The 21,721-nt window shown below is 55.3% G+C and carries 20 protein-coding genes; 12 read left to right on the top strand and 8 right to left on the bottom strand.

Annotation, left to right across the window (positions count from 1 at the left end):
* Window positions 1–6: 6 nt before the first annotated feature.
* From CMN55_RS11080 to gloA, 11 genes are all read left to right on the top strand, one after another.
* The gene (locus CMN55_RS11080) at window positions 7–819 is read left to right on the top strand and encodes a phosphatidate cytidylyltransferase (RefSeq protein ID WP_293949936.1); all 813 of its coding nucleotides are present in this window, start codon (window positions 7–9) and stop codon (window positions 817–819) included.
* Window positions 816–2,030 carry a 1-deoxy-D-xylulose-5-phosphate reductoisomerase gene (gene dxr / locus CMN55_RS11075; protein ID WP_293949869.1) on the top strand — a complete coding sequence of 405 codons (1,215 nt, stop codon included), beginning with the start codon at window positions 816–818 and terminating at the stop codon, window positions 2,028–2,030. Before CMN55_RS11080 ends, dxr begins: the two co-directional genes overlap by 4 nt.
* A 14-nt stretch (window positions 2,031–2,044) precedes the next feature.
* Window positions 2,045–3,196 (top strand): RIP metalloprotease RseP, encoded by a 1,152-nt coding sequence (rseP, locus tag CMN55_RS11070; RefSeq protein WP_293949868.1) that lies wholly within the window; start codon window positions 2,045–2,047, stop codon window positions 3,194–3,196.
* A gap of 63 nt (window positions 3,197–3,259) precedes the next feature.
* On the top strand, window positions 3,260–5,542 hold the full coding sequence (bamA, locus tag CMN55_RS11065; RefSeq protein WP_293949867.1) for an outer membrane protein assembly factor BamA: 2,283 nt from the start codon (window positions 3,260–3,262) through the stop codon (window positions 5,540–5,542).
* The gene (locus CMN55_RS11060) at window positions 5,505–6,119 is read left to right on the top strand and encodes an OmpH/Skp family outer membrane protein (protein ID WP_293949866.1); all 615 of its coding nucleotides are present in this window, start codon (window positions 5,505–5,507) and stop codon (window positions 6,117–6,119) included. The genes bamA and CMN55_RS11060 overlap by 38 nt, the downstream gene beginning before the upstream one ends.
* Entirely contained in the window at window positions 6,119–7,150 is a 1,032-nt protein-coding gene (lpxD, locus tag CMN55_RS11055) for a UDP-3-O-(3-hydroxymyristoyl)glucosamine N-acyltransferase (RefSeq protein ID WP_293949865.1), read from the top strand. The genes CMN55_RS11060 and lpxD overlap by 1 nt, the downstream gene beginning before the upstream one ends.
* On the top strand, window positions 7,143–7,607 hold the full coding sequence (gene fabZ / locus CMN55_RS11050) for a 3-hydroxyacyl-ACP dehydratase FabZ (protein ID WP_293949864.1): 465 nt from the start codon (window positions 7,143–7,145) through the stop codon (window positions 7,605–7,607). The genes lpxD and fabZ overlap by 8 nt, the downstream gene beginning before the upstream one ends.
* Window positions 7,608–7,711: 104 nt before the next feature.
* Complete coding sequence (gene lpxA, locus CMN55_RS17245; protein WP_366932032.1) at window positions 7,712–8,497, top strand: acyl-ACP--UDP-N-acetylglucosamine O-acyltransferase; 786 nt, start codon at window positions 7,712–7,714, stop codon at window positions 8,495–8,497.
* Entirely contained in the window at window positions 8,460–9,338 is an 879-nt protein-coding gene (locus CMN55_RS17240; protein ID WP_366932031.1) for an LpxI family protein, read from the top strand. The genes lpxA and CMN55_RS17240 overlap by 38 nt, the downstream gene beginning before the upstream one ends.
* Window positions 9,335–10,504 (top strand): lipid-A-disaccharide synthase, encoded by a 1,170-nt coding sequence (gene lpxB / locus CMN55_RS17235; RefSeq protein ID WP_366932030.1) that lies wholly within the window; start codon window positions 9,335–9,337, stop codon window positions 10,502–10,504. The genes CMN55_RS17240 and lpxB overlap by 4 nt, the downstream gene beginning before the upstream one ends.
* On the top strand, window positions 10,501–10,908 hold the full coding sequence (gene gloA / locus CMN55_RS11040; RefSeq protein WP_293949862.1) for a lactoylglutathione lyase: 408 nt from the start codon (window positions 10,501–10,503) through the stop codon (window positions 10,906–10,908). The genes lpxB and gloA overlap by 4 nt, the downstream gene beginning before the upstream one ends.
* A gap of 212 nt (window positions 10,909–11,120) precedes the next feature.
* Here the strand turns inward: gloA and gltA are convergent, their stop codons facing one another.
* Window positions 11,121–12,428, bottom strand: a complete 1,308-nt coding sequence (gene gltA, locus CMN55_RS11035) for a citrate synthase (protein WP_293949861.1) — start codon at window positions 12,426–12,428, stop codon at window positions 11,121–11,123.
* Between the two features lie 132 nt (window positions 12,429–12,560).
* Window positions 12,561–13,964: a glutamate--tRNA ligase gene (gltX, locus tag CMN55_RS11030; RefSeq protein ID WP_293949860.1), complete on the bottom strand. Its 1,404-nt coding sequence runs from the start codon at window positions 13,962–13,964 to the stop codon at window positions 12,561–12,563.
* Between the two features lie 114 nt (window positions 13,965–14,078).
* Between gltX and CMN55_RS11025 the strand changes: the two genes are divergently transcribed.
* Window positions 14,079–16,184, top strand: a complete 2,106-nt coding sequence (locus tag CMN55_RS11025) for a ComEC/Rec2 family competence protein (RefSeq protein WP_293949859.1) — start codon at window positions 14,079–14,081, stop codon at window positions 16,182–16,184.
* A gap of 345 nt (window positions 16,185–16,529) precedes the next feature.
* Here CMN55_RS11025 and lexA read toward each other — a convergent pair whose 3' ends face one another.
* The 6 genes from lexA to CMN55_RS10995 all read right to left on the bottom strand — a co-directional run bounded on the left by lexA (window position 16,530) and on the right by CMN55_RS10995 (window position 21,496).
* A complete protein-coding gene (gene lexA, locus CMN55_RS11020; protein WP_293949858.1) occupies window positions 16,530–17,285 on the bottom strand; it encodes a transcriptional repressor LexA in 756 nt (251 codons plus the stop codon).
* Window positions 17,286–17,376: 91 nt separating this feature from the next.
* Entirely contained in the window at window positions 17,377–18,591 is a 1,215-nt protein-coding gene (locus CMN55_RS11015; protein ID WP_293949857.1) for a molybdopterin molybdotransferase MoeA, read from the bottom strand.
* Window positions 18,588–19,064 carry a cyclic pyranopterin monophosphate synthase MoaC gene (gene moaC / locus CMN55_RS11010; protein WP_293949856.1) on the bottom strand — a complete coding sequence of 159 codons (477 nt, stop codon included), beginning with the start codon at window positions 19,062–19,064 and terminating at the stop codon, window positions 18,588–18,590. The genes CMN55_RS11015 and moaC overlap by 4 nt, the downstream gene beginning before the upstream one ends.
* A gap of 13 nt (window positions 19,065–19,077) precedes the next feature.
* Entirely contained in the window at window positions 19,078–19,869 is a 792-nt protein-coding gene (gene trpC, locus CMN55_RS11005) for an indole-3-glycerol phosphate synthase TrpC (RefSeq protein WP_293949855.1), read from the bottom strand.
* Entirely contained in the window at window positions 19,866–20,906 is a 1,041-nt protein-coding gene (gene trpD, locus CMN55_RS11000) for an anthranilate phosphoribosyltransferase (protein WP_293949854.1), read from the bottom strand. The genes trpC and trpD overlap by 4 nt, the downstream gene beginning before the upstream one ends.
* On the bottom strand, window positions 20,903–21,496 hold the full coding sequence (locus CMN55_RS10995; protein ID WP_293949853.1) for an anthranilate synthase component II: 594 nt from the start codon (window positions 21,494–21,496) through the stop codon (window positions 20,903–20,905). Before CMN55_RS10995 ends, trpD begins: the two co-directional genes overlap by 4 nt.
* Between the last annotated feature and the right edge of the window lie 225 nt (window positions 21,497–21,721).

Raw genomic sequence — 21,721 nt, 5'->3', positions numbered from 1 at the left:
GTGGCGATGTCTTCCCTGTCGTCGTTGCAGCAGCGGGTTATCTCTGCCCTTGTTCTTGCTCCGATTGCCATTGCGGCGCTCTATTTCGGAGGCATCTTCTTCATGCTGTTTCTGGCAGGGGCCGCGGCGATCATGGCTTATGAATGGTGCCGCGCGGGGCTTGAATCCCGGCTGGGCCTGCTGACCTCTATAATGGCGATTACGGTTATTGCCGCTCTTGCCGGTTTATATGCCCTGCGGCCATATGAATCATGCCTGATTTTGCTGGCGGGCGCTCTCCTGATGCTCATGGTGGTCTGGGTAACGGGACAGCGGAACCGTCTTGTCTCCGCCTTCTTCGGGCCATTTTTGATCGGTATACCTGTCCTGTCGCTGATGTGGCTGAGGGATCTGCCAGATATTGGCTTTGCGATTGCTTTCAGCCTGTTTCTTGTGATCTGGGCGACGGATATCGGGGCTTATTTCAGTGGTAAAACCATAGGCGGACCGAAGATCGCGCCGTCCATCAGCCCCAATAAAACCTGGGCCGGGCTGATCGGGGGGATGATCTCGGCGATGGCGGTCGCATATCTCGCCAATCATTTTCTGGTGAAGGCGGATGTCGCGCCAATCGCCATGATGGGACTGGGAGCAATTTGTGCTATTCTGGCGCAGGTCGGGGACTTTTTCGAATCCGCCTGGAAGCGGCATTACGGAATCAAGGATGCAAGCAACCTGATTCCCGGCCATGGCGGCGTGATGGACCGGCTGGATGGTGTTTTTCTGACAGCGCCACTCCTCGCGGCCCTAATGTTGATAAAGAATGGAACGATGTTATGAGTGCAGGCTCCTTCGCAGCCGGAATTACCCAACAGGTGCATCCCGCCGTGCGACGGGTCAGTATTTTCGGCTCCACAGGATCAATCGGGGTCAATACGCTCGATCTTATTGCCGGCGCGCCTGATAAATTCGCTGTCGAGGTGCTCAGCGCCAATGAAAATGTCACCCAGCTGGCGGAGCAGGCAATCAGGTTCGGTGCGCGCCTCGCGGTTATTGGTAATGACGCAAAATATGCGGAACTCAAATCCCTGCTGGCAGGCAGCCGCGTGGAGGCCGCCGCCGGAACACCGGCGCTGATTGAAGCGGCTGCGCGACCTGTTGACTGGGTGATGCTCGGTATCGTCGGGGCGGCGGGGCTCGCGCCGGCATTGGCGGCTGTGCGCACTGGCGCAGTGGTCGCCCTTGCCAACAAGGAGGCTCTGGTCTGCGGCGGGGATCTGTTGCTGGGCGATGTGAAGAAATTTGGCGCCACGCTGCTGCCGGTGGACAGCGAACATAACGCTATCTTCCAGGTGTTTGATTTTGACCAGACAGAGCGGGTGCGCCGTCTGATCCTGACGGCTTCAGGGGGGCCGTTTCTGGATTTTACCCTTGATCAGATGAAACATGTCACCCGAGATCAGGCGCTCGCGCATCCAAATTGGGATATGGGGGCGAAAATCTCGATTGACAGTGCAACAATGATGAATAAAGGACTGGAGTTTATTGAGGCTGTCCGGCTATTCCCTGTCCCGGCCGAAAATATTGATATCCTTGTCCATCCGCAGTCGGTTATCCATAGCATGGTGGAATATGAGGATGGCTCCGTCCTTGCCCAGATGGGCGCGCCGGACATGCGCACGCCGATCTCCTATACGCTTGGCTGGCCTGAAAGGCACAGCTTCCCGGCGGAGCGGCTGGATCTTGCCCGGATCGGCTCCCTCAGCTTTCAGGCGCCGGACCCGGTGCGCTTTCCCTCCCTCCGGCTCGCCCGGGAGGCGCTCAGGGCTGGAAAATCCGCACCGACGGTCCTAAATGCATCTAATGAGATCGCTGTCGAGGGGTTTCTCTGCGGGCGTATCGGTTTTCTGGATATTGCCGCCGTTGTGGAGGAATGCCTGCAACGCAGTGAATTTGTCGAGCATATGTCGATCGAGGATATTTATGAATGCGACCGGCAGAGCCGCGAGCTGGCATCTTCCATTATGGCCGAATTTGTGATTTCGGCTTGAAACGGTAGAGTACAATGGATTTTTTGATCAATAACTGGATTTATATTCCCGCCTTTATCGTTGTGATCACTGTTTTGGTCTTTGTCCATGAATATGGCCATTACAAGATCGCCCGGCTGTGCGGCGTAAAGGTGGATGCGTTTGCCATTGGTTTCGGGCCGGAAATCTGGGGCCGGAATGACCGCAATGGCTGTCGCTGGAAAGTCTGCGCGGTGCCGTTCGGCGGCTATGTGAAATTTCATGGGGACGGCGGCGTGGCAAGTGAAGCCGCCGATGACATCGACGAGATGACGGAGGAGGAGCGGAAAGTCAGTTTTCATCATAAGCCGCTATGGCAGCGGGCCGCTGTCGTGTTCGCGGGTCCCGCCGCCAATTTCATCTTTGCCATTCTGGCGATGGCGCTGCTTTTCATGGTCTATGGCCAGGCGCAGACTCCCGCCATTGCCGGTGATGTGCAGCCGGAAAGCGCCGCAGCTGAAGCGGGAATAGAGCCCGGAGACCGGGTGATCGAGATTAACGGCTCCAAAATCACTAGCTTCGAGGAAATGCGCCGTATGGTCCTGATCGGGCTGGACGAGCCGCTTCGTATGAAAGTGGCGCGAGGCGAGAATGTTCTGGATATTCCGGTCCGCCCGCATATCGTTGAAGAAGTTGATGCCGATGGCAATATACAGCGGATCGGTCGCCTCGGTATTGTTTCGGCGGGGCGAGAATTTATCAAGCACGGCCCTCTCAGCGCATTGACCAGCGCGATCGATCAGACATGGTTTGTGACGACCGCGACGCTAAAGGGCGTTTGGCAGATGATTGCCGGCAGCCGCGATACCTCAGAGCTTTCCGGCCCGCTCGGTATTCTCAAGATGTCGGGTGATGCGGCGAAGCGGGGCGACAGTGTGGCTGACAATGCCCTGTCTCTCTTTAATTTTATGATTTTCGTTTCCATCAGCCTTGGTCTGATCAACCTCTTTCCGGTGCCGATGCTGGATGGCGGTCATCTGGCATTCTATGCCTATGAAGCGGTGCGCGGAAAACCTCCATCGGCAAAGGCGATGGAATATAGTTTCCGGGTTGGACTATCGCTTGTTCTGATGCTAATGATATTCGCGACTTGGAATGATATAAACAAACCTTGGGTGAAAGATTTTTTCACCGGCTTGTTTTCCTGACATGCCGGGTCTGATAGAACTGATCGTCGATAACTGAGGCTGTCCGCTCAGGGGGGTAGGGGTTTGCGCGTTTTTATCATAATTGCCCTGTTTGCAATTACGTCGCTTGCGGCACCGGTGCCATTTGGCAGGATCGCTTACGCGCAGTCTTCCAATATCATTTCCGAAATCCGAGTTGTCGGCAATCAGCGGATCGAGAGCGATACTGTTCGCTCCTATATGCTGGTTGCGCCGGGCACTCCCTATGACAGCTCGCGGGTGGACCGTTCGCTGAAGGCGCTGTTCAATACCGGCCTTTTTTCCGATGTGACCATCCGGCAGGAAGGGTCGGCCCTCATCGTCAATGTGGTTGAAAACCCGATCATCAACCAGATTGCTTTTGAGGGGAATCGGCGGGTTGATGATGATACCTTGCTTGCGGAAATTCAGCTTCGACCCCGTATTGTCTACACCCGCGCCCGTGTGCAGAATGATGTGCAGCGGATTGTCACCGTTTACCGGCGCAGCGGACGGTTTGCAGCAACAGTCGAGCCGAAAGTGATTCTGCTGCCTGAAAACCGGGTGGATCTCGTTTTTGAAATCAATGAGGGGGAGCAGACGGGCATCCGGAAGATCCGTTTTTACGGCAACAAGAATTTCAGCGACCGACAGCTCCGTGGCGCCATCTCGACGGAGGAAACCCGCTGGTATAATTTTCTCTCTGATTCCGACACCTATGATCCGGATCGCCTGACCTTCGACCGGGAGCTATTGCGCAAATTCTATCTTGCGAGAGGGTATGCGGATTTCCGTGTTGTCTCCGCCATTGCCGAACTGACCCCGGACCGGGATGGATTTTTCATCACTTTTGCAGTCGAAGAAGGACCAAAATACAAGTTTGGCGCCATCGACGTTGAGAGTGAGATCAAGGAACTGCCGACCGAAAGCCTTCTTCAGCATGTGACGACCATTGAAGGGGAAACCTATAACGCGGACAAGATTGAAGATACTATCCAGAAGATCACTTTTGAAGCCGGGAAGCTGGGTTATGCCTTTGTCAATGTGCGTCCGCGGGTGGACCGGGATAGCGAAAATCTGATTATCGGGGTCACCTATGAGATCAACAAAGGGCCGCGCGTTTATGTGGAGCAGATCAACATCACCGGCAACGTCCGCACATTGGATTATGTGATCCGGCGGGAAATGAAGCTGGCTGAGGGCGATGCTTTCAATACCGCGCTGCTGCGGGATTCCCGTTCGCGTATTCGCGGCCTTGATTTCTTTGAAAAAGTCGAAGTGTCTCAGGAAGAAGGCACGGCTGCGGACAAAACCGTCATCAATGTGGATGTGCAGGAGAAATCGACAGGTGAGCTCAGCGTCGGGGCGGGCTTCTCAACGACCGAAAGTGTCTCGGCCGACCTTCAGATCAGGGAGCGTAATCTTCTTGGGCGGGGCCAGGATCTGCGGTTTGGAATCTCCGTCGGGGCGGAAGCCCAGACCATTGATATTGGTTTCACGGAACCCTACTTCCTTGGGCGAGATCTGGCGGCCGGGTTTGATATTTTCCGAACGGTTCGGGATTATCAGGATGAAAGCGGTTATGATCTTGAACGCACCGGTTTCGTTCTACGGGCAGGTTTCCCTATCAAGGAATTTGTTCGCGGTGATATTTTCTACAGCCTTGTGAACGAAAAAATTGATAACCTTGCCGCTTTTGCTCCAGTCAGTATCCAGAAAGCGGAAGGCGAATATCTTATTTCCTCCGTCGGGTATAATATTACCATCAGTCATCTAGACGATACGATGTTCCCCACAACGGGGGATAAATTCACCTTCGGTCAGACTTTCTCGGGGGTTGGCGGGGATGTGCATTCTCTGGCGACCGATGTGAGTTATATCCATTTCTGGCCGGTTTATGAAAATGATGTGGTGTTGAGCCTTGGTGCGAAGGGCGGATATATCTTCGGCCTCGGGGAAGACGTCATCCTTGCCCAGCGTTATAATCTCGGTGGACGCAGCTTCCGCGGCTTCGAAAATCGCGGTATTGGACCGCGTGACCGTGCATCCGGGGATGCGCTGGGGGGTAATGCCTATGCGGTTGCGACGGCCGAGCTGCGCTTCCCGCTTGGCCTGCCGGATGAATACGGCATTCTTGGCCGGACTTTTGTTGATGTGGGAACGTTGACGACTATCGATGATAATGACCCCGGGATCGTGGATAGTGCGAGCCCGCGCGTTGCCGCAGGTGTCGGGGTGAACTGGGTCTCTCCTTTCGGTCCGATCCAGATCAATGTTGCCGTTCCGCTGATGAAAGAGGATTTCGACAAGGATGAATTCTTCCAGCTTGATTTCGGCACCCGCTTTTAGGAATGGGAAAATGATATTTAAACTGGTGAAACCGATCATAGTTGCACTTCTCCTGCTTCCGGCTGTTATGCAACCGGGGCATGCAGAGCAGATGTCAAAGGCGAGTATTGCCGTGATCGACATGCAGCAGATTATGCGAGAGCTTGCGGTCGTGCAGGATATGAATGCTCAGGTCAGAAAGATAGAAGATACCACTGGCGCTGAGTTGGAGGCTGCCGAAAACAAGTTGAAGGAGGAGAAAAGCCAGATAGAGCGCCAGAAGGCGCTTGTCACTCCTGAAGCCTTCGCAGAGAAGCAGGCCGCGTTTAACCGCAAGGTTGCCGAGTTTCGCACTCAAGTGAATGACAAGACGACGCAAATTCAACGAAGCCGCATCAATGCGCTGAATAAGATCAAGGATCAGATGTTCCCCGTGATGCGCGATGTCATCGATGAATATGGCGCAACACTTGTTCTTGATGTCAATGAAATCCTGTTTGCCGAAAAACCACTGAACCTGACCGAAGAACTGGTCGAACGTCTCAACAAAAAATTGAAGAACATCAAGGTGGAACTCGTTCCGCTCAAGAAAAGCTGATGCCTGATCCGCATTTTTATGACAAGGCCGGACCCTTCACCCTTGGCGAGCTTGCAGAATTGCCGGATATCGAGCTTGCCGAAAATGTCGATCCAGAACTGCTGATTTCCGATGTAAAACCGCTCGATCAAGCCGGACAGGGTGATATCACCTTTCTCAGTAACCCGAAATATGCGGGGGCTTTCAAGCTGACAAAGGCATCTGCCTGTATCGCCAGCCGCAAGGTTCTCGACTATCTTCCTGCAGGCCTCTCCATTCTGATTGCCGAGGATCCCTATAAAGCCTATGCGCGGGTCGCTGCGAAATTTTACGCCTCCGCAAAATCGAACGGCAAAATTCATCCAACGGCGATCATCGCCTCGTCTGCCGTGATTGGCGCCGGGGTGGCTATTGGTCCCTATGCGGTGATCGAAGAACGCGCGGAGATTGGCGCGGGTACGGTGATCGGCCCGCATGTCGTGATCGGGGAGGGGGTCCGGCTCGGCTCCCAGTGCCGGGTTGATGCGGGCGCCGTGCTGAATTATTGCTTCGTTGGGGACAATGTCGCGATTTATACCGGTGCCAGAATTGGTCAGGAAGGTTTCGGGTTCGCTCCTGATCCGGCCGGACATGTGAAAATTCCGCAGCTTGGCCGTGTTATCATCGGTTCACATGTGGAAATTGGCGCCAATACAGCTATTGACCGGGGAGCAGGGCCCGATACGCGCATTGGCGATAACACATGGATCGATAATCTGGTGCAGGTCGGGCACAATGTTGTGATTGGCAAAGGGGTTATCATTGCCGCGCAAACTGGTATCTCCGGCAGCACGGAAATAGAAGATTATGCAGTTATCGGGGGCCAGGTCGGTCTTGCCGGGCATATAAAAATTGGCAGGGCGGCTCAAATTTCGGCAAAATCCGGCGTGATATCAAGTATTCCGCCCGGCGAAATATATGCCGGATATCCGGCCCGGCCCCGTAAACAATTTTTCCGCCAGATGGCCACACTTGGTAAATTATCCAGGAGCAAGGGATCCAAAAATGACTGACAGCCCCCGCAACGATACGGCTGATAGCCTTGATATCATGAAGATAATGGAAATGATCCCGCATCGTTATCCTTTGTTGCTGGTGGATCGGCTAAAGGATATCGTGCCGGGCGTCTCCGCGACGGGGATCAAGAATGTCACCATGAACGAACCGCAGTTTATGGGGCATTTTCCTAACCGCCCGATCATGCCCGGGGTGATGATCGTGGAATCCATGGCGCAGACAGCGGGCGTATTGGTCATCCGGACGCTGGGCGCGGAGAGTGAAGGCAAGCATGTGCTCTTCATGTCTATTGATAATGCGCGTTTCCGTCGTCCCGTCACGCCGGGGGATACGCTTCATATCCATGTCCGGGTCAAGCAGAACCGCGGCGCGGTCTGGCGTTTCACAGGCGAAGTAAAAGTAGCGGATGTCAAGGTGGCCGAAGCGGAATTTTCAGCCATGATTGTCGATTAGGCTATGATAGTAACCGCTTGTAACATAGCTTGATTTGTGGTTCGTCCCGTTCCGGGCTAGCTATGGCGCAGATTGTATCGGGTGAGCAGGAAAACGGGTGGCCAATGGGCAATATTCATCAGACCGCGATTATAGAAGAGGGCGCATCGATCCATCCGGAGGCGACGGTCGGTCCCTTTTGTGTGGTCGGCAGCGAGGTCACGCTGCAGGCAGGCGTCACCCTTAAGTCTCATGTGGCGGTTGCGGGCCGGACCCGCATCGGCAAGGGAACGGTCATTTATCCCTTCGCCTCCATTGGTCATGCCCCGCAGGATCTTAAATATCACGGAGAAAAATCGGAGCTGGTGATCGGCGAAAACTGCTCTATCAGGGAACATGTGACCATCAATCCCGGCACCGAAGGTGGCGGTATGCTGACGAAGATAGGGGATAATTGCCTGCTTATGATCGGGGCGCATGTGGCGCATGACTGCCTGATTGGCAATCATGTGATCCTCGTGAATAATGCGACGCTCGGCGGTCACGTGGTNNTNGGCGATTTTGTGATTATTGGCGGNCTGTCCGCNGTGCATCAGTTTGTGCGTATTGGTGAACANGCCATGATCGGTGGCGCATCCGGGGTTGAGACGGATATNATNCCNTTTGGTTCCGCTACCGGTAACCGGGCCACNNTGGGNGGTCTNAATCTTACCGGAATGAAGCGGCGCAATTTCTCCCGTGAGGATATTCACGCCATGAGAAGCGCCTATAAACACCTCTTTACCGGNGNNGGGACTTTNGCCGAACGGTGCAANAGCCTGCCGGGAGANATTGCAAANTTNCCCTCGGTCCAGACAGTNATGAATTTNATCAATGAAGAGTCNAAGCGTGGATTCTGTCAGCCCGAATAAGGGCGAAGGGCCCCTTCACATCGGGATCATTGCCGGNAGCGGCAGTCTGCCGCTTGCATTGGCGGAAACGCTCCGCAGGCGNGGNGATACGCCTTATCTNCTNNTGATCGAGAANGANGCCNNNCCNGCGCATTATGCNGATTTTCCCCATGAAGTGATCCGGATTNCCAANGTTGGCGCCTTTCTGAAGGCTTTACGGCGCGAAGGNTGCACCTCTGTTACACTTGCCGGCCCCGTGCGGCGGCCGGATTTCAAGAATTTGCTGCCNGATATGGAAGGGATGAAACTGCTGNGNCGNATCGCNGCGGCNTCGCGCAAAGGNGATGANGGCCTGATGCGGGCGATTACCGGGTTTCTTGCGGANAAGGGGTTTCAGGTGATTGGNGCGCATGANCTCGTGGAGGAACTTNTGGCGCCTTTGGGNCAGCTCGGCCGTATTGCCCCGACAGAGACGGATGAAAAGGATATCGCNGAGGGGATGCGCATTGTCCGNGCGGTTGGNGCGCTTGACATTGGACAGGGCGCNATCATNCGCGAAGGCTATGTACTGGCCGTTGAGGCGGCGGAGGGAACNGANCGGTTATTGCAACGCACGGCCGAATTTGCCTGGGACAAGCCNGCCGGGGTGTTCGTGAAGCTTTCCAANCCGGGTCAGGAGTTGAAGGCTGATATGCCGACGCTGGGGCCNGAGACTGTNATNCTCGCNGCTGAAGCCAATCTGAGAGGCATCGCCATGGAAGCGGGAAGAACGCTCATCGTCNACCTTGANGAAACGGTTCAATNNGCTGATAAAAAAGGTATATTTCTNGTTGGNGTTCGCCCGAAAGATGANGGNNAATGACGAATTGNCNNGCATATNGCGTCTTTATTCTGGCGGGCGAGCCTTCGGGNGATGCGCTGGCGGCGCGGCTGATGCATTCTCTCAAANCCCTGNNCCCCAATGTTTCCTTTCATGGGGTTGGNGGACCNNTNATGGCGGCGGAGGGNCTNGNNAGCCTGTTNCCNATGGAGGANCTCAGCGTNATGGGGCTGGTGGAGGTTTTGCCGCGATTGCCACGGCTTTTACGGCGNATCGATGAGACGGCCCATGCCGCGAAAGAGCTTCNACCGGACATCTTCATTACGGTNGATGCCCCGGATTTCAGCTTTCGNGTAACGGCCAANCTGAAANGCGCGCCCTTTCCGAAGCTGCATTATGTGGCGCCGTCCGTCTGGGCNTGGCGGCCCGGCCGGGCAAAAAAGATTGCGGCCCTATATGACCANCTTCTCACCTTGCTGCCNTTTGANCCGCCTTATTTTGAAGCGGAAGGNCTGNCNGCCAGCTTCGTCGGCCANTCGGTGATTGAAAGTGGNGCGGGAAAGGGNGATGGGGCCGCTTTTCGCAAGCGANATNAGATCGGAGAGGCAGAGCANCTCCTGATGTTGTTGCCCGGCAGNNGGCGGGGAGAGGTGATGCGGCATTTGCCGGTCTTCCGTGAGTGTGTGAGGCGNCTTCAACCGGTAATCGGNGAGTTTCGCCTGCTGGTGCCGGTNATAGGNCGGGCGGGGGAGATTGTTCGTGAGGAGATGGCGGGATGGGGCNTGCCGCACCANATCATNGAAGGCGAAGCAGATAAATATGATGCGATGGCGGCGGCGAATGTGGCGCTTGCCGCNTCCGGCACCGTCGCGCTGGAGTTGGCGCTGGCNCGCCTNCCATCGGTTATTGCCTATCGCATGAATCCNNTGACCGTCATGATCGCCCGTCGTTTTGTCCGCACGCAATATGCCAATCTTGTCAATATCCTGCTGCAGCGTGAGGCGGTGCCGGANTGTGTTATTGANAANTGCACGGCCGANAANATCTTGCCTGTACTTGTCGATTTGTTTCAGAGGGCGGAAATTCGCGATGCGCAGATTGCCGCCTGTACNGAGGCCATGTTACTCTTGGGNGAAGGNGGCCCGCCGCCGGGCAGGCGNGCGGCGGANATNGTNATGNAACTCATNAAAGAAGGTGTGAAAAGATGANCACACAANGCGGCAGTTTCAGAATGCTGCATACCATGATCCGGGTGAAAGATCTGGACAAATCCCTGACCTTTTACTGNGANCGGCTTGGCATGACGCTGTTGCGNANGCAGGATTTTCCAGGCGGAAAATTTACGCTGGCCTTTGTCGGNTATGGGGATGAAAAAGAAAATACGGTGATTGAGCTGACGCATAACTGGGATCAGGAAACNCCGTATGAGCTTGGCAGTGGTTTCGGGCATATTGCNCTCGGNGTGCCGGACATTTACGGAGTGTGCGAGGAACTCTCNGCGGCGGGGGTCAGCATACCGCGGCCGCCGGGGCCGATGAAGCATGGCGGTTCGGTGATTGCCTTTATCGAAGATCCGGATGGTTACAAGNTTGAGCTGATCGAACGAAAATAGCAGATCAAGCGCNGCCGAAATACCAGNCTGCCGCGAAGAATGCCAGCATGGCAAGCGGCAGGATAATCATGGAAAGTTTTTTCAGGCGATAGAGAAGGGGCGCCCGGTTATCATTGGCGGCCCTGAGATAGAGCCGCTTCGCTATTTTGACGCCTTCGGGACGTGCCGAAGGCGTCTTTAATTTTCCTGAGTGCGGCGCCCCGCTCATTCAGTTACCGTTTACCGAGCTCAACATACGGGCGTTCCGTGTAACCCGTATAAAGCTGCCGCGGGCGGCCAATTTTCTGTGACGGGTCTTCCATCATTTCATTCCACTGGGCAACCCAGCCGACGGTGCGGGCAAGAGCGAAGAGTACGGTGAACATGCTGGTGGGGAAACCAAGCGCCTGCAGGATGATGCCGGAATAGAAGTCCACATTCGGGAATAGCTTCTTTTCGATGAAGTAGGGATCTTCAAGGGCGATCTTTTCAAGTTCCATGGCGAGTTTGAGCATCGGCTCATCCTTGATGCCAAGTTCGTCGAGCACTTCATAACAGGTCTGCTGCATCACCTTGGCACGCGGGTCGTAGTTCTTGTAAACCCGGTGACCGAAGCCCATCAGACGGAAGGGGTCGTTCTTGTCTTTCGCTTTGGCGATGAATTCCTGCACCCGGTCAACAGAACCAATCTGGTTCAGCATGGTGAGAACCGCCTCATTGGCGCCGCCATGCGCCGGGCCCCACAGGCAGGCGATGCCCGCCGCGATGCAGGCAAACGGATTGGCGCCGGATGAGCCGGCCAGACGTACCGTGGAGGTGGAGGCATTCTGCTCATGATCCGCATGAAGAATGAAGATCCGGTCCATGGCGCGGGAAATCGTCGGCGAAAGCTTGTAACGTTCCGCCGGGACGCTGAAGGTCATATGCAGGAAATTTTCCGCATAGGACAATTCATTGTTCGGATAGATAAACGGCTGGCCGACCGAATATTTATACGCCATTGCCGCAATTGTCGGCATTTTGGCGATCAGCCGGTAGCTTGCAATCATGCGTTGCTTCGGATCGGTAATGTCGGTGCTGTCGTGATAAAAGGCGGACAGGGCGCCAACAACGCCGACCATCACGGCCATTGGATGCGCATCGCGCCGAAAACCGCGATAAAACTGGGTCAGCTGCTCATGCAGCATGGTGTGATAGGTAATATCGTGGGTGAATTTGTCCTTTTCCGCCTGATTTGGCAATTCGCCTTTCAGAAGCAGATAGCAGACTTCCATAAAGTCGCTTTTTTCCGCCAGCTCTTCAATCTTGTAGCCGCGGTGCATGAGCACCCCTGCGTCTCCATCAATATACGTGATAGCGGATTCGCAAGAGGCTGTTGAGGTGAATCCCGGGTCATAGGTGAAATGCCCCGTGTCGCCATAAAGCTTGCGCACGTCGATAACAGAAGGTCCGACAGAACCGCCCAGCAGTGGCAGCTCGTAGGATTTGCCTTCTTTTCCGTCGGACAGGGTAACGTTGCCAGTAACAGTAGAGCTACTCATTCATCCACTTCCTTATTATTTGCGGGCCATTTGACGCCCGTTCATATGAAAAAAATTCCGGGTGGAACTTTCTTTGTTGTGTATATGCAGACGTCCCGCTCGCGGCGTCTTCACATGTCGCAAGACCGGAGGCTAACCCGGTATCGCATCTCGAATTCGCCCGATTGACTGATCCCGACCGAGGACGTCGAGAACGTCAAAGATACCGGGCGATACTGTCGTCCCCGTCAGCGCGGCCCGTAACGGCTGCGCAATCTTCCCCAATTTGAGGCCTTCGGCCTCCGCCGCTGCCCGTACGGCGTTTTCGACAAGGTCCTTGTCCCATTCCGCAAGGCTTTCCAGCCGGTCTGCCAGTCGCTGCAGGACAGCGCAGGCTTCTTCGTTCAGAAGGCTTTTGGCTTTGTCGTCAAGGACAAGCGGCCGCTCGGCGACCAGGAACAGGGAACTTTCCGCAAGCGAGTTTACAGATTTTGCACGTTCTTTCAAGCCGTTCATGGCTTTTTCTATTAGTTTCAGATGATTAGGATCAAGATCGGTTCCCGTCATACGCTCGATAATTGGTTTGATCAGAGCTGCCAGATAGGCGTCATCCGCGTTGCGGATATAGATGCCGTTGAGGTTTTCAAGCTTGGCGAAATCAAAGCGTGCGGCCGATTTGCCAATATTTTCAATATTGAACCAGTCAATCGCCTGTTCGGTGGAAATCACCTCGTCATCGCCATGCGACCAGCCAAGGCGCAGCAGGTAATTGCGCAGCGCTTCGGGCAGGTAACCCATGTCGCGATAGGCTTCGACGCCGAGCGCGCCATGCCGCTTGGAAAGCTTGGCCCCGTCCGGACCATGAATCAGCGGAATATGCGCATATTCCGGTACGGCCCAGCCGATAGCCTCGATAAGCTGTTGTTGCCGTGCCGCATTGGTCAGATGATCATCCCCGCGGATGATATGGGTGACATTCATATCGTGATCATCGACCACTACAGACAACATATAGGTCGGCGTTCCGTCCGCCCGCAGCAGAATCATGTCATCGAGCTGTTCATTGGCGAAGGTGACATCCCCCTGGACGAGATCGCGGACCAGGGTGACGCCGTCATTCGGGGATTTGAAGCGGACAACCGGTTGAACGCCAGCCGGCGCCTCTGACGGGTCGCGATCGCGCCAGCGGCCATCATAGGCGGGCGGGCGGCTTTCGGCGCGGGCCTGATCGCGCATTTCCGCGAGCTCTTCTTTGGAGGCGTAGCAATAATAAGCTTTGCCTTCGGCCAGAAGCTGCCGGGCGATGTCGGCATGACGCTCACGGCGGGAAAACTGGAAGATCGGTTCCTCATCCCAATCAAGGCCAAGCCATTTCATGCCCTCAAAAATTGCTTCGATGGCTGCATCGGTGGAACGTTCCCGATCGGTATCTTCAATTCTGAGGAGGAATTTACCGCCGTTGTGGCGGGCATAAAGCCAATTGAACAGCGCCGTGCGGGCACCGCCGATATGCAGGAAGCCTGTGGGGGAGGGGGCGAAGCGGGTTACAATAGTCATAAGAATTTACTTATATTCCCATCAGTTATAAATTCTCTTCCAAAGATCACGTGAAGACAGGCCTTTTTTACCCTTTGTCCCGGCAGAGGGCAAGTGCGCCGTTGGGAAGCGTTCATGACTTCTTTGGAGCGGTATAAGGGAATAAATTTGCTTGACCCGTTCTTGCAGGATCGGACGCGATGGTTCCTGTGGTCGCCTGCGTTAATCGGCGCCGGTATTGCGATCTATTTTTCTCTTCAGGATGAGCCATCATTTTATTGGATTGCCCTTCCCCTCCTATTTGCTTTTTTAATCTACTTTCTAAGAAATACGAATAAGACATCTGTTTCTGTTTGTATTTTGTCTCTGTTTCTTATCTCACTCGGATTCGCGGCCAGCGTGCTCCGCAGTCATATGGTGGCCGCTCCTATCCTGCAAAAGCAGCAGATGACGGAGCTGGCAGGCACTATTTTTGAGAAGTCCACGGGATATAAATCGGCGCGGTTTGTAATAGGCGAACTGACATTCAAAAGATCGGACAGAATGCCGGAACTTGCCCATATTCGGCTAACGTCGCGGATCAATTTTGCAGATGTCCGGCCGGGGCAGCGCATTGCCGTTCGGGCCATACTTCTCCCTCCGCCGGAACCAGCTTATCCCGGTGCCTATGATTTTCAGCGGCAGTCCTATTTTGCCTCTATCGGGGCGGTAGGTTTCACCATTTCACCCTTTCAAGTGATCGGTGAGGGGGAAGGCTTCTTTCCCCGCTTGAATGAGGTTTCAGCCGGGGTGCGTGCCCGAATTGCGGATTTTGTGCTGGCAAATGCGCCGCCGCGCAATGCCGGATTTATCATCGCCATCATGACCGGTGACAGATCGGCGATGGCGGAGGAACAGCTTGAAGATATGCGTGCCTCGGGGCTTGCACATCTGCTTGCCATTTCCGGATTGCATATGGGGATGATCGGAGGGTTGGTGTTTTTCGCCGTGCGCTTCGCGCTTGTCCTCTCAAATCGTCTTGCCCTTTATTACCCGGTGAAGAAAATAGCGGCGATTTCTGCGCTTTTTGCCCTGCTCGGCTATCTTTTCGTGAGCGGGATGAGTGCGTCGGCCATGCGCGCCTTTATTATGGCGTCTGCCGTTCTCCTTGCCATTTGCTTTGACAGGAGGGCGCTGTCACTTCGTATGGTCGCGCTTGCCGCTATCCTGATCCTGCTGCTGTATCCCGAAAGTCTGATCAGTGCCAGCTTTCAGATGTCCTTTGCGGCGGTGTTTGCCCTGATCTCGCTGTATGAATTTGCGGGTCCACCACTTGGACGTTATGCCCGCCGCGGCGGCTATGCGCGGCGCGCGCTTGTCTATATCGTCGGGGTCGGGCTGACCACGCTGGTGGCGGGCCTGGCGACAGCGCCCTTTGCGATTTACCATTTCGGTCAGGTGGCGGTTTATAGCATTCTCGCCAATCTGATGGCTGTTCCCCTGATGGGGATATGGGTCATGCCTTCGGTTATTCTTGCCTTTATCGGTTATCCGATTGGGATTGCCTTTCCACTTGATATTGTCGGATACGGGATAGACCTGATTTTGGCAATTGCGCATGAAACGACATCCTGGCCTGATTCCGTAATTTTTCTTGGCAGCTTTTCAACGCTGCGCCTATTGGTTATCACCCTGCTCGGGTTATGGTTTATCATCTGGCGGCGCTGGCCACGATGGCTGGCGCTGCCGCTGCTCTTGCTGCTGCTGATCGTCCCGACTGTACGCCCACCGGATATTCTTGTGTCGGCGAGTGGCAATCTGTATGCGATCCGCAGTGAAGCGGGCGGAGTTTACCTTTCCTCTTCAACCGTCGAGACGTTTGAAGCAGAGAGATGGCAGCTTGTGATGGGCAAAGGCGTTGCGGGACCAGAGCATATGCCGATCCATTGCGATTCCTATGGTTGCATAGTGCTGCGATCAGATGACAGCATTGCCTTTTCCGAAACGGTGCAGGGCGTTGAGGAAGACTGCCGCCGTGCCACTATTGTCATCAGTCGGGTGCCGGCGCCGGATCCTTGCAAAGAGGCGCGCCTTGTCATCGATAAGTTTGACCTCTGGCGATCGGGAGCGCACAGCCTCGCATTCGGGAAGAAGGGAGAAATGATCATTAAAACCGCAAACGGTCTGCGCGGGAAGCGGCCCTGGGTGCCGCTTCGCTATCAGGCATCGGAAAGTCGCGACAGACCGGACACTGATGGCTGAGCAAGAAGATTTCAAGACGATAAGGATGGATTTCAGAAGCGGCTATACGTCTGCTGGCGGTTATCCACCAGACGAGACTTCGCCTCTTTTGGCAATATTGGCGGTATTCTTCTTCTTGCCCCCGGACATCAGACGATGGGCCGATTGACCATCATGAAATGATGGGCACTCCCACGTAAATATACTGCCTACAGTCGCATCCGGAAAGGCGGTACTGTATTTGCTATCACAGCGTTTTGCCGCAGAGAATCGCCCTGTCATTCTGCTAGGACGTAGAGAGCCAGATACTTTTGATGTGAGCGCAGGGAAGATGATATCTGTCCCATCCGGCCGCAGGCTGCGCTTTCAATAGCGACGGAACAGACCGACCAGATGCCCCTGCACCTTGACCTGATCCGGACCGAAAATACGGGTCTCATAAGCCGGATTGGCGGCTTCCAGAGCAATAGAGCCGCCTTTGCGGCGGAGGCGCTTCAGCGTAACCTCATTATCGTCAATGAGAGCGACAACGATCTTGCCATTCTCGGCCGTTTCACTTTCCCGGATAATAACAGTATCGCCATCGAGAATACCCGCCTCGATCATGGAATCGCCAGCGACTTCCAGACAGAAATGCCGTCCTTTACCGATCATGTCAGCAGGAATATCGATAAAGCTATCAGGGTTGCTGAGTGCTTCAATCGCGAGACCGGCGGCTATCCGTCCATAAAGGGGCAGAGTGATGAGATTATGATCATCCGCCGCGTCAAGTTCATCGTCATCGCCATCATCATGGGGAAAAGACAGCCCGACAGGGAGGTCCTTTCGCGGCATAAAATTCACCTCCACCAGATTTTCCCGGCTTTTCGGAGCGCTGGCCTTGTCCGCCGCCGTGCGATGACGCAGGTCATCGGGAAGTTTCAGGACCTCAAGCGCGCGTGCGCGATGGGGGAGGCGGCGGATAAATCCCCGTTCCGTCAGCCCGGTAATCAGCCGGTGAATGCCGGATTTGGATTTAAGATCAAGCGCTTCTTTCATTTCATCAAAAGAGGGGGAAACGCCCCGTGTTTCCAGACATTCATGGATATAGAGAAGAAGCTGGTGCTGTTTTTTTGTCAGCATGACGAGGTTTCCTGCGCAGAACAAATCAAAAACATTTATAAATGTTCTACAAAGGTTCTATGCGCCCGTCAAGTGAAAATCATGTATTCCCTTATAGGGTTCGAAAAGTATCCCGGAGTGGGATCATCATAATTTCTGAGCCTTTGGGGAGCGCTGACGCCAATGGTTCGCGCATTACAAGGCAATCTGCCGCGGCAAGCACGGAAAGCATAGAACTGTCCTGTCGATCAAACAGCCGGACAACAGGGATGCCATTTTCCATTCCGATAATTTCGGCGCGCATATAATCCTCCCGCTGGTCGTTTGCCTTGAGATCATGGGCGAGACGGGCGGGCAATTGCGGCGGTCGTTGCGGCGGCAAACCGACGAGAGCATCCAGCGCGGGCAGGAGGAAAAGCAGGCTGCACACCATGCCGGACACCGGATTGCCGGGCAGGCCGAGCAGGGGCTGTCCCTTGAGCTGGCCAAACATCAGCGGTTTTCCGGGGCGCATGGCAATCCGCCAGAAATCGACGTTGAGACCTTCGCTTGCGAGTGCTGGCTGGATAAGATCATGATCCCCGACGGAAGCACCGCCGAGCGTGACAAGCATATCGGCAGACCTTGCGCCGCGGGCCTTTTCGCGAATATCTGCCTCCGTATCGCGGGCAATCCCGAGATCAAGCGCCGTTGCGCCTGCGGCCTCAATCATCGCACCGATCAGCAGGCTGTTGGAGGAAATGATCTGGCTTTCGCCAACTGGCTCGCCGGGCCGAACCAGTTCGTCGCCGGTGGAAAGCAGAGCAATGACGGGTTTGCGCCGTACAGTCACCCAGGGAATATTCATCGCGGCCAGCAGGCCAATATCGCGAGCGGTGAGCCGTCTCGGCGCAATGAGGCCGACTTCCCCCTCTTTGAAATCGAGCCCGGCAGGCCGGACGTAAGTGCCTTTTGCCGCCCCCTCTTTCACGGTTACCTGCCCGGAACCAAACTCGGTATCTTCCTGAATGATGATCGTGTCTGCCCCGGCAGGGAGCGGGGCGCCGGTAAAGATGCGAACCGCTTCGCCTGTTTTCATCACGCCTGTAAAACATCCGCCCGCCGCCACTTCGCCAATAATATTGAGGGTGACAGGAACCATGGTCACATCAGCCGCACGGACAGCAAAGCCATCCATCGCGGACATGTCAGCGGGCGGCTGGGTGCGGCGAGGGCGGATGTCATCGGCAATAACCCGGCCAAGGGCGGCGCTGATCGGGATCACTTCCGTCCCAACGGGGGTGAGGTCCTGAAGGATTTTCTCCCGCGCTTCATCTACAGATATCATATCGCTTCGTAAGTTCCCGATTTTCCGCCTTTTTTAAGGAGAAGGCGAGTGTCGGTTATCACCATCGCCCGATCCACAGCCTTGCACATGTCGTAGATGGTCAGCGCGGCGACGGAGGCGGCCGTCAATGCTTCCATTTCAACACCTGTGCGACCCTTCAGCTTGCAGCTTGCCTGCACCTCGATAGCGCTATCGTCTTCATGGATGAGAAATTCAATCGTCACATTACTGAGTGCAAGCGGGTGGCAGAGTGGGATCAGATCGGCGGTTTTCTTGGCGGCCATAATCCCTGCCAGACGGGCTACGCCGAGGACATCTCCCTTTTTCGCATCGCCCGCGCAGATGAGTTTCAATGTTTCCGGCGTCATGCGGATGGTGGCGGTGGCAGTGGCCTCTCGTTCGGTTACGTCCTTGCTGCCGACATCGACCATATGGGCATCGCCCTTGTTATCGAAATGGGTCAGCTTGCTCATGGGATCCGTTTCCCTAGTTTCGCGACAACAGGGCCCGCACGGCGCTTGTCACATCCTCCTGCCGCATCAGGGATTCGCCGACAAGAAAACAGCCACATCCTGCTTTTGCCATGCGCGCAAGATCGGCCGGAGTGTAAAGGCCGCTTTCACTGACGGCAAGGCATCCCTTCGGCAGGCCAGATGCCAGTTTCTCCGTAGTGGAGATATCAACCTCCAGTGTCTTGAGGTTACGGTTGTTAATGCCGATGAGCGGGCTTTTAAGTTTTACGGCGCGTTCCAATTCTTCCGCGTCATGAACCTCGATCAGTACATCCATACCCCATTCATGGGCGATACTCTCAAGCTCCGCCGCTTGGCCATCCTCAAGCGCGGCCATAATCAGCAGGATACAGTCCGCGCCGAGAGCGCGGGCCTCAACAACCTGATAGGGATCGAGCATGAAATCCTTACGCAGGACAGGCAATGAGACGGCCGCGCGCGCCGCCACCAGATACTCATCCGCCCCCTGGAAATAAGGAATGTCGGTTAGGACGGAAAGGCAGGCGGCCCCGCCTGCCTCATAGGCTTTTGCAAGGCTTGGCGGATCAAAATCGGCGCGGATCAGACCCTTGGAGGGGGAGGCTTTCTTGATCTCTGCAATCAAACCGTAGTCCCCGGCATCCCGTTTGGCCTGTAATGCCTTGATAAAACCACGCGGGGCACCCGCCGTCCTGGCGGCGGCTTCCATATCGGATATCAAAATGCGGCTTTTGGTGGCGTGAATATGCTGGCGCTTATCATTGCAGATTTTCGCAAGAATGCTCATGCCGCGGCTCCCGGCTCGTTGGAGATGCGTTTCAGCGTTTCGAATGCGTTAAGCGCTGCGCCGCTGTCAATCGACTGGCGGGCGAGATCAATTCCTTCCTCGACGCGGCTGCATTTGCCGCCGATCATGATGGCCGCTCCCGCATTCAGCAGGGTGATATCGCGATAGGGTCCTGCTTCCCCCTTCAGGACAGCCAGCAGGGCCGCTGCATTTTCTTGCGGTGTGCCGCCCTTGATGTCATCGAGGGAGACCCGGGTAAATCCGTATTGTTCTGGAGTAATCTCGAAACTGCTGATCGCGCCGTCTTTCATTTCCACGACCTGGGATGGGCCCGTGGTCGTTAGCTCATCAAGGCCGTCGGCGCCATGCATGACCCAGATATGGCTCGATCCCAGCTCACGCAGGGTCTCTGCCATAGGGCGCATCCAGGCAGGATCATAAACGCCAATCAACTGGCGTTTGACGGCCGCCGGGTTCGACATGACGCCCAGCAGGTTAAAAATCGTGCGGATGCCGAGCTCGCCGCGCGTCGGACCCACATGGCGCATGGCCCCGTGATGCCGATAGGCGACCATAAACCCGATGCCCGCCTCATGGACGGCGCGCTCTGTCAGGGCAAAATCACATTCTGTATTGATACCGAGAACGGCCTGCACATCCGCCGTGCCGGAGCGGGAGGAAGCGGCCTTGTTGCCATGCTTGGCGACGGGAACGCCTGCGCCCGCCGTGACGAAGGCGGCGGCGGTCGAGATATTGAGCGTGCCATGCCCGTCACCACCGGTGCCAACCACATCAACGGCATTCTCGGGGGCAGTGATATAGGTGGCCTTTTCGCGCAGGACGGAGACGCCGCCGATCAGTTCATCCACCGTTTCGCCGCGCAAATGCAGCCCCATCAGGAACGCGCCCATCTGCGAGGGGGTCGCATCGCCGGAGAGGATGATGTTGAAGGCGATCTTCGCCTCCTCCACGGAGAGGGTCTTGCCGGTCGCGATCTTCGCGATCAGCGCCTTGAAATCGGGTTGGACAGTGCTCATGCGGCGGCCTTGTTGTCCGGGCGGGTCAGATCGAGAAAATTACGCAGCAGATCATGCCCGTGTTCGGAAGCAATGCTTTCCGGATGGAACTGGACGCCATGGATGGGCTTTGATATGTGGCTGAGGCCCATAATTACGCCATCATCTGTCGTGGCCGTCACTTCCAGCGTGTTGGGTACAGTCTTGGGATCAATCGTCAGCGAATGATAGCGCGTTGCGGTAAAGCGGTTCGGCAAGCCTTTGAAGATACCAGTGCCATTATGGATAATTTCGGAGGTTTTGCCATGCATCAACTGATCGGCGCGGACGACCTTGCCGCCAAAAACCTGACCGATGGTCTGGTGTCCGAGACAGACGCCAAGCAGAGGAGTTCCCGTAACTGCCGCGCGCTTCACCACCTCGATACAGATACCTGCGCGGTCCGGATCGCAGGGGCCAGGAGAGAGGACGATGCCCGCAGGATCTTCGGAAAAGACCGCATCCACCGTCACAACATTGTTGCGGTAGACCTTGACCTCGGCGCCGAGCTCCCCCAGAAAATGCACAAGGTTGTAGGTGAAGCTATCGTAGTTATCAATTAACGTAATCATATCAATATTATATCACGATTTCTTAAGATTCGGAGCAGAATTTTTCATTCCTCGCCTCCTGGCAAGGACAAGAGCGCCAGTTTCGCTGATTTCGCCGTAAAATCAAGTATGCATTAGTTTGATAGAAAGGCGTGAGAACCGCTTTTATGCCTTGTTTACCATATTGAAATAGACTTAACATGAAAAAAGAACAGTAGATTGCGCGTGGATTAAGGCGAAGGGGCC

It is taken from the genome of Sneathiella sp. (assembly GCF_002694385.1).
Classification (GTDB): Bacteria; Pseudomonadota; Alphaproteobacteria; order Sneathiellales; family Sneathiellaceae; genus Sneathiella.
This window is presented reverse-complemented; position numbering and strand designations above follow the sequence as displayed.

Excerpts from the sequence above, each read along its gene's own strand:
- CMN55_RS11080 (WP_293949936.1), top strand. The coding sequence starts at position 7 with ATGTCTTCCCTGTCGTCGTTGCAGCAGCGGGTTATCTCTGCCCTTGTT.
- dxr (WP_293949869.1), top strand. The coding sequence starts at position 816 with ATGAGTGCAGGCTCCTTCGCAGCCGGAATTACCCAACAGGTGCATCCC.
- rseP (WP_293949868.1), top strand. The coding sequence starts at position 2,045 with ATGGATTTTTTGATCAATAACTGGATTTATATTCCCGCCTTTATCGTT.
- CMN55_RS11060 (WP_293949866.1), top strand. The coding sequence starts at position 5,505 with ATGAATTCTTCCAGCTTGATTTCGGCACCCGCTTTTAGGAATGGGAAA.
- lpxD (WP_293949865.1), top strand. The coding sequence starts at position 6,119 with ATGCCTGATCCGCATTTTTATGACAAGGCCGGACCCTTCACCCTTGGC.
- fabZ (WP_293949864.1), top strand. The coding sequence starts at position 7,143 with ATGACTGACAGCCCCCGCAACGATACGGCTGATAGCCTTGATATCATG.
- gltA (WP_293949861.1), bottom strand. The coding sequence starts at position 12,428 with ATGAGTAGCTCTACTGTTACTGGCAACGTTACCCTGTCCGACGGAAAA.
- gltX (WP_293949860.1), bottom strand. The coding sequence starts at position 13,964 with ATGACTATTGTAACCCGCTTCGCCCCCTCCCCCACAGGCTTCCTGCAT.
- CMN55_RS11025 (WP_293949859.1), top strand. The coding sequence starts at position 14,079 with ATGACTTCTTTGGAGCGGTATAAGGGAATAAATTTGCTTGACCCGTTC.
- lexA (WP_293949858.1), bottom strand. The coding sequence starts at position 17,285 with ATGCTGACAAAAAAACAGCACCAGCTTCTTCTCTATATCCATGAATGT.
- CMN55_RS11015 (WP_293949857.1), bottom strand. The coding sequence starts at position 18,591 with ATGATATCTGTAGATGAAGCGCGGGAGAAAATCCTTCAGGACCTCACC.
- moaC (WP_293949856.1), bottom strand. The coding sequence starts at position 19,064 with ATGAGCAAGCTGACCCATTTCGATAACAAGGGCGATGCCCATATGGTC.
- trpC (WP_293949855.1), bottom strand. The coding sequence starts at position 19,869 with ATGAGCATTCTTGCGAAAATCTGCAATGATAAGCGCCAGCATATTCAC.
- trpD (WP_293949854.1), bottom strand. The coding sequence starts at position 20,906 with ATGAGCACTGTCCAACCCGATTTCAAGGCGCTGATCGCGAAGATCGCG.
- CMN55_RS10995 (WP_293949853.1), bottom strand. The coding sequence starts at position 21,496 with ATGATTACGTTAATTGATAACTACGATAGCTTCACCTACAACCTTGTG.